The sequence below is a fragment of the Pseudomonas sp. HMSC067G02 genome, from assembly GCF_001813485.1.
GTDB classification, from domain to species: Bacteria; Pseudomonadota; Gammaproteobacteria; order Pseudomonadales; family Pseudomonadaceae; genus Pseudomonas; species Pseudomonas aeruginosa.
In genome coordinates, this window is the sequence record NZ_KV812666.1 from 231,638 (window position 1) to 242,869 (window position 11,232).

The 11,232-nt window shown below is 64.5% G+C and carries 11 protein-coding genes and 1 pseudogene; 9 read left to right on the forward strand and 3 right to left on the reverse strand.

The window, feature by feature from the left end; all coding sequences use genetic code 11:
• The first annotated feature begins 9 nt into the window (after positions 1-9).
• The 4 genes and pseudogenes from HMPREF2914_RS13340 to HMPREF2914_RS13345 all read left to right on the forward strand — a co-directional run bounded on the left by HMPREF2914_RS13340 (position 10) and on the right by HMPREF2914_RS13345 (position 2,528).
• Positions 10-702 (forward strand): transposase, encoded by a 693-nt coding sequence (locus HMPREF2914_RS13340; protein ID WP_023092233.1) that lies wholly within the window; start codon positions 10-12, stop codon positions 700-702.
• A gap of 347 nt (positions 703-1,049) precedes the next feature.
• Entirely contained in the window at positions 1,050-1,643 is a 594-nt protein-coding gene (locus HMPREF2914_RS31565) for a hypothetical protein (protein WP_071537894.1), read from the forward strand.
• Positions 1,644-1,755: 112 nt separating this feature from the next.
• Positions 1,756-1,952, forward strand: a pseudogene (locus HMPREF2914_RS32370) (transposase); the annotation flags it as partial.
• A 180-nt stretch (positions 1,953-2,132) separates the two neighbouring features.
• Positions 2,133-2,528: a hypothetical protein gene (locus HMPREF2914_RS13345; RefSeq protein ID WP_003083536.1), complete on the forward strand. Its 396-nt coding sequence runs from the start codon at positions 2,133-2,135 to the stop codon at positions 2,526-2,528.
• A 270-nt stretch (positions 2,529-2,798) separates the two neighbouring features.
• Here the strand turns inward: HMPREF2914_RS13345 and HMPREF2914_RS13350 are convergent, their stop codons facing one another.
• A complete protein-coding gene (locus HMPREF2914_RS13350; protein ID WP_031278341.1) occupies positions 2,799-4,208 on the reverse strand; it encodes an MgtC/SapB family protein in 1,410 nt (469 codons plus the stop codon).
• Positions 4,209-4,371: 163 nt separating this feature from the next.
• Between HMPREF2914_RS13350 and exoT the strand changes: the two genes are divergently transcribed.
• From exoT to HMPREF2914_RS13370, 4 genes are all read left to right on the forward strand, one after another.
• Positions 4,372-5,745, forward strand: a complete 1,374-nt coding sequence (gene exoT / locus HMPREF2914_RS13355) for a T3SS effector bifunctional cytotoxin exoenzyme T (protein WP_023092236.1) — start codon at positions 4,372-4,374, stop codon at positions 5,743-5,745.
• 495 nt (positions 5,746-6,240) lie between these two features.
• Complete coding sequence (locus HMPREF2914_RS13360; protein WP_003104306.1) at positions 6,241-6,927, forward strand: CsgG/HfaB family protein; 687 nt, start codon at positions 6,241-6,243, stop codon at positions 6,925-6,927.
• Between the two features lie 30 nt (positions 6,928-6,957).
• Positions 6,958-7,311 (forward strand): DUF4810 domain-containing protein, encoded by a 354-nt coding sequence (locus HMPREF2914_RS13365; RefSeq protein WP_003083569.1) that lies wholly within the window; start codon positions 6,958-6,960, stop codon positions 7,309-7,311.
• Positions 7,308-7,973, forward strand: coding sequence for a DUF799 domain-containing protein (locus HMPREF2914_RS13370; protein WP_003083573.1), 666 nt, complete (start codon positions 7,308-7,310; stop codon positions 7,971-7,973). The genes HMPREF2914_RS13365 and HMPREF2914_RS13370 overlap by 4 nt, the downstream gene beginning before the upstream one ends.
• Before the next feature lie 14 nt (positions 7,974-7,987).
• Here HMPREF2914_RS13370 and HMPREF2914_RS13375 read toward each other — a convergent pair whose 3' ends face one another.
• Both HMPREF2914_RS13375 and HMPREF2914_RS13380 read right to left on the reverse strand, forming a co-directional pair.
• The gene (locus HMPREF2914_RS13375; protein ID WP_023092237.1) at positions 7,988-8,371 is read right to left on the reverse strand and encodes a helix-turn-helix domain-containing protein; all 384 of its coding nucleotides are present in this window, start codon (positions 8,369-8,371) and stop codon (positions 7,988-7,990) included.
• 281 nt (positions 8,372-8,652) lie between these two features.
• On the reverse strand, positions 8,653-10,314 hold the full coding sequence (locus tag HMPREF2914_RS13380) for a hypothetical protein (RefSeq protein WP_023092238.1): 1,662 nt from the start codon (positions 10,312-10,314) through the stop codon (positions 8,653-8,655).
• A 611-nt stretch (positions 10,315-10,925) separates the two neighbouring features.
• Between HMPREF2914_RS13380 and HMPREF2914_RS13385 the strand changes: the two genes are divergently transcribed.
• Positions 10,926-11,066: a PA0050 family protein gene (locus HMPREF2914_RS13385; RefSeq protein WP_003083582.1), complete on the forward strand. Its 141-nt coding sequence runs from the start codon at positions 10,926-10,928 to the stop codon at positions 11,064-11,066.
• Positions 11,067-11,232 lie beyond the last annotated feature (166 nt).

Here is an 11,232-nt window from a genome sequence, read left to right on the forward strand (position 1 = left end):
GGCTCCGCGATGCCTAGGCAAGGGCGAGTGGTTTTACCGAATTATCCGTTTCACGTGGTCCAGCGGGGACACAATCGGCAAGTGGTATTCGCCGAGGACGAGGACTACCAGCGTTACCTCTCCGATCTACGGGACCTCAAGGATGCCTTTGGTATCAAGGTCTACGCATTTTGCCTGTTGACCAACCATGTCCATCTGCTCTTGGCGCCTGGTGATTCGCTGTCTGGCTTGGCGCAACTGATGAAAACGCTGGCGGCGCGCACGACACGATATCGGAATCGCTTGGAGGGCCGTTCCGGAACGTTGTGGGAAAGTCGCTATAAATCGAGTGTCGTACAGAGCGATGCCTACCTGCTGGCGTGTTGCCGGTACATCGAACTGAACCCTGTTCGGGCGCGGATGGTGGACGATGTGGCGGCCTATCCCTGGTCAAGTTATGGGCTGCGGGCGGATTGGTTGAAGGAGCCAAACTGGTTGGATATGGATCCCTGCTTCATTGAGCTAGGTCAGACGGCCGAAGAGAGATATCGGCGATACGTAACGTTCATGAAAGAGGCGATACCGGCCGAGGAATTGAGGCTGATTCGCGAGGCGGTTCAGCGTGGACAACTGACGGGCAATCAACGGTTCGTGGACGAGACCGAGCGGGTAGCCGGGGTGAGAATAGAGCGGCGTGGGCAAGGGCGGCCGAGATTAGAGTAGGGAAAATAAATCTGTCCCCTTTTTTCCGCAAGGGATAATTCGCTAGGAGAGGTTGTTGCTAGTAACCCGTTCATTCCAAAGAGTGCGGGCGGTACTAAATCAATGATGGATTTTCTGCCGGAAGCTACTCGTGTGATAGAGCCTGGGGGAAAGATATTTATCAATGCGAACGCTGCAAACCCTTACGGAAAGATCCCAAGTGCATCTGAATTAGAGTCTCTAGGGCTGCGAATTATACAAAATGGCCCTCTTGACTCCAGATTCTCAGGGCAAACATTTCTCCGTACAGATGGAAGTGTAATTACGAATCTCGACAGCATGAAAACTATCGTTCTGGAGAAAATCAAATGATGATTTTCGTTGATTTTGATGAGCTTGATACATTTAACTGCACATATGGGTTTTCGGAAGAAAAGTCTGGTGCGCTTAGAGTCTTTGTTGAGGGTGGGCTGGCGTTCCCATATGGGATTTTTTTAAAGGAAGAAAATGGTGTTCGCTTTTTTAAATGTGAAAAAGATAATTCTGAGAATGTGGGGGAGATATTTCCAAGACACTATATTTACGATCCATCAAGGCGGGTTGAATATGTTGAATGGGAGTTGAGTGACGATCATCTTTTGAGGGCTCGCACTAAATCTGGCGAGTGGGTTCAATATACAAGCAAAGCCGACAGTCAATACGCTATGCATGAGTTTGTTGGTGGTTGCTGGTTTGTTTTTGAAGGCGCTCACTTTTCAAAAAGGATAACTAATGAATATACAGATGGTCGAGAAAAGTCTGCTGGAAATAAAGTGATTCAAGAGTTTGGTTCCCGTTCTTGTATTGATGCTCTTTCCAGAGAGTATTTGTTAGAGGGGGTTCTCGAAGTTCAGCCGGGGCCGGGCTGGATGCTTTGGTATATTTATGCGAAGTCATTTCACATTGAGATTCCAGACGTTTGAAGCCCCCCCGGTTCTCGCCCGGGATAGAGAACAAAGGGGACAGATCTATTTTCCCTACTCTAATTCTCTAAGCAGGGAGGCTCCAGCGCAGACGCCGTAAGGAGGCTCCGCGATGCCTAGGCAAGGGCGAGTGGTTTACCGAATTATCCGCTTCACATGGTCCAGCGGGGACACAGTCGCCAAGTGGTATTCGCCGAGGACGAGGACTACCAACGCTACCTCTCCGATCCTCAAAACCTCGAGGATGCCTTCGATAACAAGCTCCATGCATTTTGCCGAATAACCACCCATATCCATCTGCTCCTGGCGGCTTGCCGGTCCTCCTTTCTACTGCTCCCGTCGCACAGCGCCCCAATGTACTAGTACACCGGAAACCGCCGTCTCCCGTTGAACGGGCGGGCCCCGGCCCCCTACCATTCGCAGCACACCGACCCGCGCAAAGGGAGCGGGATGCCGCGCAGGCAGACCGCCATGGAAGGAGAAGCACATATGCCGGTACTGGCTCTGAGACTCACCGCCCTGGCGGCCCTTGCGATCAGCGTGTCGGGGTGCGTCATGGAGGCCTATGGCAGTCGCGCGCGTAGCGATGCGCAGTCCTGGATCGGCTTGCCGATCCAGGACGTGATCAAGCGCTTCGGCGAGCCGGAACGCGTGACGGGGGATGCCGCCAGGCAGAAGTACGTGTGGAAGGAGTACGAGAACTATAGCCACGACTACGACTACACCTACTACGAGCAGGGCCATGGCAATACGCCCAACAGCTCGGTCCTGAACCAGAAGACCGGCACGGCCAACCAGAGCGGCTATTACACCTGCATCTACGAGTTCTTTGCCGACGCCTCGGGCAGGGTGGTCGATGCGACCGCGCGGGGTGAGTGCCGCTAGTTCCAGGCGCTCTTCACGCCGCAAAGGGCGATTGGCTCAGCCAGCCACCGCCTTGTCTCCGACGTCGCAGAGACGCCTCAGTCCAACGCGGAGGCGTCCCCTCCCCTCGCTCCGCCGTGATCGCCAGGCCGCCCTGCCTCACCCGGGTCCTGGTTCGGTCCTTGGCCTTGAAACCCGGCCGTTGCAGCCAGTAGCCGCGCAGGTTGATGCGGGGCGCCAGGCGGTTGTCGTCGCGTTCGCCCAGCGGCGCTCCGGAGTTTCCCCGGCGCCTCACAACAGGATCAGCAGCGCTCCTACCAGCAGCCCCGCCAGGCTGAAGGGCAGCGTTTGCAGGGCCAGCCGCTTGCCGCCCACCAGCACGACCAGGCCGGCCTTGACCAGGCTGTTGCTCAGGGCGGCAAGGGCGATGCCGCGGCTGGCCACGCCTGGATCGAGTTCGCCCTGCGCCGCGCGGGCCAGGGACAGGGTGATCGCGTCGACGTCGGCGAGGCCGGAGAGCAACGCGACCGCATAGATGCCGGCGTCGCCGAACAGCCGCCGGCCGACCTCCACCAACAGCAGGATCGTGCTCAGCAGGGCGGCGAAACGCAGGGCCGGGAGCAGTTCGAAGGGGTTGCGCAGGCCTGGCTCGTCGGGTGCCTCCTGGCTGGCGCGGCCGCCGCGCAGGGCGTGGAACAGCGTGCCGCCAAGGTAGACGAGGGTGGTGGCGGCGAATGGCAGGGCCAGTTCCTTCAGCAAGGCCGGGTGTATCGCGCCGATCTCGACGAGGATGCGCGGGAACATCAGCGCCGAGGTCGCCAGCAGGGCGCACGCCAACAGGGCGTCGGGCATGCGCTCGCGCAGGCGCGCCAGGGTCAGGGTCATCACCGTGGAGGACACCAGGCCGCCGAGCACCGCGGTCAGCAACAGGCCCTTGCGCGAGCCGATCAGGCGGATGGCCAGGTAGGCGGAGAAACCGAGGGCGGCGATCAGCACCACCATCCACCAGGTCAGGTAGGGATTGAAGAACGCCCAGGGACCATAGCCCTGGTTGGGCAGCACCGGCAGCAGGACCACGGAAATGAACAGCAGCTTGAGGGTGCCCGATAGCTCCTCGGCGGTCAGGCGCTTCAGCAGGGCGTGGAGCTTGTCCTTGAGGCTCAGCAGCAGGGTCAGCACGATGCCGCCGGCGGCAGCCAGCAGGCGCTGTTCGGTGAGGGCGAGGCTGCCGAGGAGGAAGGTCATCAGCAGGGCGATCTCGGTGGTCATGCCCTGGTCGCCGCCACGCCTGACATCGCTCACGTAGCCGGCCACGGCCAGCGCCGCGAGGGCCAGCAGCAAGGCTACCCAGACTGCGCTGCCCAGTTCGCCAGCGAGCAGGGTGGCGAAGCCGCCGAGCAGGCCGGCCAGGCTGAAGGTGCGGATTCCGGCGATCTGCCGCGCATCTTCGTGGTCGCGCTCCTGCCAGCCGCGCTCGGCGCCGATCAGAAGGCCGATGGCCAGGGCCGTGCACAGGCTCAACAACAGATCCAGGGAAAGCGTCATGCTCGATTCCATTCGCCGGGAGAGAGGATGGCGACGTGCCTGTGCGCACCATAGCAGCAGACGACCCCGAGGTGCCTGCACGGTGGTACGCCGTCCGCCATGAGGCCGGCGCTGCCGCCGGTATCCATCGGGTTCTCCGCCCCGGTGTAGGCGCACGGGAGCTGGCGTAGGGAAAGTCCGCTGTTTTTCGGCCGCTGACGGTTCTCTTTCCGCGTGCTCCGACGGCCGCCAACAGTAAAAAAACCACGGCCAATCCTGATAGGCGGAGGGGCGCCTCGTTCCTAGACTGGCGGGGAAACATCAGGAGACGTCAATCATCATGCATATTCAATCATCTCAGCAGAACCCGTCTTTCGTGGCTGAGTTGAGCCAGGCCGTGGCCGGGCGCCTGGGACAGGTCGAGGCCCGCCAGGTGGCCACTCCCCGGGAGGCGCAACAACTGGCCCAGCGCCAGGAAGCACCGAAGGGCGAGGGCCTGCTCTCCCGCCTGGGGGCCGCCCTCGCGCGTCCCTTCGTGGCGATCATCGAGTGGCTGGGCAAACTGCTGGGGAGCCGTGCCCACGCCGCCACCCAGGCGCCGCTCTCCCGTCAGGACGCGCCGCCTGCCGCCAGTCTCTCTGCCGCCGAGATCAAGCAGATGATGCTGCAAAAGGCACTGCCCCTGACCTTGGGCGGACTTGGCAAGGCGAGCGAGCTGGCGACTTTGACAGCGGAGAGACTGGCGAAGGATCACACGCGCCTGGCCAGCGGCGACGGCGCCCTGCGCTCGCTGGCCACCGCCCTGGTCGGGATTCGCGATGGCAGCCTGATCGAAGCTTCCCGTACCCAGGCTGCCCGCCTGCTCGAACAGAGCGTTGGGGGGATCGCGCTGCAACAGTGGGGGACCGCGGGCGGTGCCGCCAGCCAGCATGTACTCAGCGCAAGCCCGGAGCAACTGCGCGAAATCGCCGTCCAACTGCATGCGGTAATGGACAAGGTCGCCCTGTTGCGCCACGCGGTAGAGAGCGAGGTAAAGGGCGAGCCTGTCGACAAGGCACTGGCGGATGGCCTGGTGGAGCACTTCGGGCTGGAGGCGGAGCAGTACCTCGGCGAACACCCGGGCGGGCCGTACAGCGATGCCGAGGTGATGGCGCTCGGTCTCTATACCAACGGCGAGTACCAGCACCTGAATCGTTCCCTGCGTCAGGGACGGGAGCTGGATGCGGGCCAGGCGTTGATCGACCGGGGCATGTCTGCCGCGTTCGAAAAGAGCGGACCGGCTGAACAGGTCGTGAAGACCTTCCGCGGCACCCAGGGCAGGGATGCCTTCGAGGCGGTGAAAGAGGGCCAGGTCGGCCACGACGCCGGCTATCTCTCCACCTCCCGGGACCCCGGCGTTGCCAGGAGCTTCGCGGGCCAGGGCACGATAACCACCCTGTTCGGCAGATCCGGGATCGATGTCAGCGAGATATCGATCGAGGGCGATGAGCAGGAGATCCTCTACGACAAGGGGACCGACATGCGCGTGCTTCTCAGCGCCAAGGATGGGCAGGGTGTGACCCGTCGGGTGCTCGAAGAGGCCACGCTGGGGGAACGGAGCGGCCACGGTGAGGGACTGCTCGATGCCCTGGACCTGGCAACCGGGACGGATCGTTCAGGCAAGCCCCAGGAACAGGACCTGCGCCTGAGAATGCGCGGCCTCGACCTGGCCTGACCGGTCGACGGCAGAGACGGACACTCCCAAGGGGTGTCCGTTTTCATTTGCGCCGTACAGCGTCGGGCGCAATGGGCGGCAAGGATGCCTGCCTGGCTGCCACCGGTTGGTGGCGGACACCGGTGCCCGGCGTCCCACCTCGATCCTGCGAACGAGACGCAGTCAGAATTCTCCGAGTATGCTTCCTGCATAACGAAACGATCGGAATAACTGTGGTAACTTTGCCGCCCACCGAGATGGCCTATTGATGGCTCATACGGTTCGTGCATCGCTTCCCGCACGATTGTTTCGGATTTCCAAGGCCGGCCGGGAGCGCCGGTTGATCGACGCATTCGTATTTCAAGGAAAGAAAACGTGGCCACCCCATTTCGCCCCTCGCCTTGGCGCGCCGCCGTGCCGCCTGGCCTTCCTCGATTTTCACTACGCCCTCTTTTCCGCACACGGGTCGGCTAGAAGCCGCTCCGCGTCGATAGCGTTTTTTTCCAGGAGAACCCCATGAGTCACAGCGCCAAGAAAACACTACTGCCGCTCCTCGCCGTCGCCACCCTGGCCGGCCTGGCGGGCTGCGCCACCGAGACCTCCACCGCGTTGCCGGTACAGCAGGTCGAGAGCGTCAACCGACCCTACAGCGGCGTGCGTTCGCCGATTGCGGTAGGCAAGTTCGACAACCGCTCCAGCTACATGCGCGGGATCTTTTCCGATGGCGTCGACCGCCTCGGCGGCCAGGCCAAGACCATTCTCATCACCCACCTGCAGCAGACCAATCGCTTCAACGTGCTGGACCGCGACAACATGAGCGAGATCCAGCAGGAAGCGGCGATCAAGGGCCAGGCCCAGCGCCTGAAGGGTGCCGACTACGTGGTGACCGGCGACGTCACCGAGTTCGGCCGCAAGGAAGTCGGCGACCGCCAGCTGTTCGGCATCCTTGGCCGCGGCAAGTCGCAGATCGCCTACGCCAAGGTGGCGCTGAACATCGTCAACATCTCTACCTCGGAGGTCGTCTATTCGACCCAGGGCGCTGGCGAGTACGCCCTGTCCAACCGCGAGGTGATCGGCTTCGGCGGCACCGCCAGCTACGACTCGACCCTCAACGGCAAGGTTCTCGACCTGGCCATGCGCGAGGCGGTGAACAAGTTGGTCAACGCGGTCGATAGCGGGGCCTGGAAGCCACAGAACCAATAATCCACCAGAAACCAGGGAATCACGGCACACATGAGCAAGACGATCACATGGACGGCGGCGCTGCTGGGGAGCATGGCGCTGGCCGGGTGCAGCGGACCGAAGACGCTGTACCAGTGGGAGGGCTACCAGGCCCAGGTCCACGAATACTTCAAGGGTGAATCCAAGGAGGCCCAGGCGCAGGCGCTGGAAGCCGACCTCGAGAAGATCCGGGCGAAGAATGGCGCGGTGCCGCCGGGCTACCACGCCCAGCTGGGGCTGCTCTATTCCAGCATCGGCAAGGACGACCAGATGGTCCGCGAGTTCGAGACCGAGAAGGCGCTGTTTCCCGAGTCGGCGACCTACATGGACTTCCTCCTGAACAACGCCCGTGGAGGTGCCCGTTGAAACTCGCCCGACTGTCCGGCCTGGTGGCCGGTTTCACCCTGCTGGCCCTGCTCGGCGGCTGCGCGCCGACCAAGAGCGTCGACTACTCGGCGTTCAAGCAGGCCAAGCCGCGCTCGATCCTGGTCCTGCCGCCGCTGAACGAGTCGCCCGACGTGAAGGCGACCTACAGCATGCTCTCGCAGGTCACCTTCCCGCTGGCCGAGGCCGGCTACTACGTGGTGCCGGTGGCGCTGGCCGACGAGACCTTCCGCCAGAACGGCCTGACCAGCGCCGGCGACGTGCACCAGGTGTCCCCGGCCAAGCTGCGCGAGATCTATGGCGCCGACGCGGCGCTGTACGTCACGGTGAGCGACTACGGCACGCGCTACATGGTGATCAGCAGCGCGACCATCGTCACCGCCAGCGCCAAGCTGGTCGACCTGCGATCCGGCACCACCCTGTGGACCGGCTCGGCGACCGCCTCCAGCGAGGAAGGCAACGGCGGCAACAACGGCGGCCTGGTGGGCATGCTGATCACCGCGGCGGTCAAGCAGATCATCAACAGTTCGGTGGAGGACGCCGGTTATCCGATCGCCGGGATGACCAGTGCGCGCCTGCTCTCGGCCGGCCAGCCGGGCGGACTGTTGTACGGCCCGCGCTCGCCGAGGTACGGCAGCGACTGAGCCGTGCGCCGGGGCTACGGGGACGTTTCCGTGGCCTCGGCGCAAGCCGCCGGGAGGGGCTTGGCCGCTGCGTTGCGCTTGGCCATGTACTGGCGGATCAGGTCGTCGAGCAACGCCCGGATGGCGCGCCGCTCGTCCAGCCGCAGGCGGCCGATGGCCTCGAACTGCAGGCGCAGGTCTTCCGGTAGCGCCTGCCGCTCGCTGCGCTCGCAGACCAGCCAGTCGAGGGGCACCGCGAAACGTCCGGCGATGGTTTGCAGCACCACCAGCGACGGCTGCCCGCCCTTGGTTTCGAAGTGCCGCAACTGGCTCACGGTGATGCCCAGTCGCTCGGCCATCTGCCGTTGGGTCAGGGCGTTCTGCTGGCGTAGGCGTAGGAGATTCTGCGCGAAGCTCATGGAAAACTCTCCAAGTCAGGGGAAATCCTTGCCACCGCCCCGGTGATGCGGGCGATGGCGGTTGTCTCCATCATCGGCGTTCGCACTCTTCGACTCTGCCCTACCGTTCCGGCGCGGGCCTGGGAAAGCTCCGGGTGGTGAGTCCGAGGTTTCCCCGCGTGCCGCCTTTTTCGATTCAGTAGAGGCGGAAGCGACGGGCTACCGTCCCGTTGGCCTGCGTCGGCGGCAGTTCGGCTCTGCGGCGAAGCGATAGATCGCGAGGGCCTTACGCCTGGCAAGGACTAGTCCGCTTGCGCCCCCTGCGCCAGGGCGTTGCCGACGCCCACCAGCAGCGCCCGGGTCTGCGCCACGATGGCGCTGCGGTAGGCCTCGTAGCGGGCGTCGCTGATGGCGTTGTCGTTGCGCGCGCCGCCGCCGCTCGCCGGTACGCCGGTGTAGTAGTTGTTCATCACCGGGACATGGATGTGCCCGGCGGGAATCTCCAGGCGGAACGCGTCGCGCAGCACCGTGTTGCGGTAGGCGCTCTCGTTGGACAGGTAGTCGCCGCCACCGCCGTTGCGCGCGCAGATCCGTCGGTTCGGCGGGAGCACCAGGGAGGGATCGGGCATGGCGTTCATCACCCCGTTGGTCGGCACGTTTTCGGTGCGCGGGTTGGCGCAATCGGGGAAGAAGTCGTAGTTGGTGTGCCAGGTGACGTCGAAGCCTTCCGCGGCCTGGCTGGTAGCGCCCGGCGGCCGCTCGATGCCGCGCCAGGTATCGGCGGCGAGCAACTGGCGGACCGGCAGCGAGGCCTTGGAGAACTGCGCCGGCAGGTTCTGCCGCCAGCGGCTGGCGCTGTCGTAGCCGAGCCAGCGGCGCGGCGGGTTGATATTGCAGCCGGAGCCCCGCAGGGAAATCGGTGCGGTGCCGGGATTGGTCACGCTGCCCAGGGGAAGCACGTAGTTGGGCAAAGCGCTGTCGGCGGGGCAGTAGACGATGCCGTCGTTGCCGGCGGAGGAGCCGTGGAAGCGGCCGTTCCAGGCCTCCAGCCAGAACTGGTTGGCGCCGCCCTGGCTGATGGTTATGGAGGCGTCGACCCGGCGCGGGCCGGGGCGGAACCAGGGGCCCAGGGTGTCTTCCTGCATGCCGCGGTTGAACGGGTCGTAGCTGACCGGCAACAGGTAGGCCTCGATACGCAGCAGGCTGCCGTCGGCCAGCCTGAACTCGCGGCCGTCCAGCGCAAGGGCGGTGGCGCCCGAGGGGTTGCCGTTGCGCAGGCCGGTGTTCGCTGTCCCGGGAGTGCCCAGGGTGAAGACGTCGAAGCCGCTGATGATCATCCGCCGGTAGCGCGAGCCGTCGGCGGCGTAGCGGCGCGGCAGGTCGATGTCCAGCTGTCCGCGCGAGGCGCGTTCGAAGCGCCATTGCAGCGCCTGGGCCTGGGCCTTGCCGAGGTGGAAGGATGGCGCCCACTGGCGCAGGGTGCGGGTCATGTAGAGGCGCGTCCAGTAGAGCATGCGGTCATCGCTGGCCGGCAGCGCGCCGGCGGGAATGGCACGGCGCCCCTGGGCCCGGTCGACGGCGGCGCGCCACAGCGCGCGGCCCTCTTCGGTGACCAGCTTCAGTGCCTTGGCGTAGCTGGTGACCGGGGTGCGGCCGTCGGCGGCGCACAGGCGCTTGGCGAAGGCCGGTTCGAAGCCGTCGAAGCCGGCGCCCTTGACGATGCGCTCGGCCAGCGGCGTCTGGTCGTGGGTGACGACGTTGGCGCCGCTGAATGGCAGCGGCGTGTCGAGCCGGCGCTCCTCGTAGGACAACGCTGCCTCGCGGTTCCAGGAACAGGCAACGCTGGGCGGCTTGCGGGCGCCGGCGAGGTCGCCGTTGGCGGCCCAGCCGGCGCCGGGCAGCAGGGCCGCCGAGACGGCCAGGGCGAAGAGGGAGTATCGGCTTGCGTGAGGGGCGTAGCGCATCGGGTGGACTCCTGTTCTTGTTCGGTTCATGGGTCGATCGGTGCGGCGGGCGGAGCGCGGGCGAGCGGCGCCCGCCGGCGGCGCGGGGGCCGGCGCCGACGCAAGGTGCGTCGCGGGTTGCTGCGGTGGCGGACGGGAGGGCGGTGCTAGGGGGCGCGTGTCGCCGGTAGACGGAGGCGCGCGGAGGGAGGGTTGCGGGACGACGCGGAGGCGTCTGGGGAAGTCAGGTCCTTTGCCATGGATGCACCGATCGTTGTTCTTGCTGTTGTGGGGCGTCGGTGGGTGCACGGCCGGACTTCGCACCCGTGCGGCATTCTTGGAGGCGCCGGAGCGAGGCGTCCAACGAATTTATGTGGCCGCCGGGGATAGGAAAAGTTGATGGCGAACCGGTGCCGAAGCCCCCTGCCCCGGTACTTTCGCTGGCGCTGCGGCAATCCACCGCACTGGCGCGTTCGCTCGGGCTGGTCTTTGCTCTCCGGGGTCCGGCGGCTCGCCGGCGAGTCTTGCGGTGCGCCGCGAGCGGACGGGCGTTCGGTCCTTCTGCAGGCAAATGCCCTTGTTTTCGGAGAAGGACACGGATCGTTGATCGCTGTTTCGACCAAGGAGGTCAGATGAAAAGGAAGATGCTGGCGGCTTCGCTGCTGCTGTGGATGTTCTCGCTCACGGCGCAGGCGGACTGCGCGGTGCTCGGGCCGGGGGAAGATCCCTGCGCGGGCCCGGTGCTGGGACCGACCGTCTGCGAGTGCCCGTGATGACCGACTGTACCCTCGACCAGGGACAGGGAGCGTTCGATTACCAACCAGGAGGTTGCAAATGAAGAAAGTACTGTTGGCTGTGTTCCTGCTCTGTAGCTTCTCTCTTACCGCCCAGGCCGCGTGCCCGGTTTTCGGCCCATCCGAGGACCCGTGCAGCGGGCCG

Bases quoted from the DNA above. Each gene is read 5' to 3' on its own strand.
- HMPREF2914_RS13380 (WP_023092238.1), bottom strand. From the start codon at position 10,314: ATGCGCTACGCCCCTCACGCAAGCCGATACTCCCTCTTCGCCCTGGCC.
- HMPREF2914_RS13360 (WP_003104306.1), top strand. From the start codon at position 6,241: ATGAGTCACAGCGCCAAGAAAACACTACTGCCGCTCCTCGCCGTCGCC.
- HMPREF2914_RS13345 (WP_003083536.1), top strand. From the start codon at position 2,133: ATGCCGGTACTGGCTCTGAGACTCACCGCCCTGGCGGCCCTTGCGATC.
- HMPREF2914_RS13340 (WP_023092233.1), top strand. From the start codon at position 10: ATGCCTAGGCAAGGGCGAGTGGTTTTACCGAATTATCCGTTTCACGTG.
- HMPREF2914_RS31565 (WP_071537894.1), top strand. From the start codon at position 1,050: ATGATGATTTTCGTTGATTTTGATGAGCTTGATACATTTAACTGCACA.
- exoT (WP_023092236.1), top strand. From the start codon at position 4,372: ATGCATATTCAATCATCTCAGCAGAACCCGTCTTTCGTGGCTGAGTTG.
- HMPREF2914_RS13365 (WP_003083569.1), top strand. From the start codon at position 6,958: ATGAGCAAGACGATCACATGGACGGCGGCGCTGCTGGGGAGCATGGCG.
- HMPREF2914_RS13385 (WP_003083582.1), top strand. From the start codon at position 10,926: ATGAAAAGGAAGATGCTGGCGGCTTCGCTGCTGCTGTGGATGTTCTCG.
- HMPREF2914_RS13375 (WP_023092237.1), bottom strand. From the start codon at position 8,371: ATGAGCTTCGCGCAGAATCTCCTACGCCTACGCCAGCAGAACGCCCTG.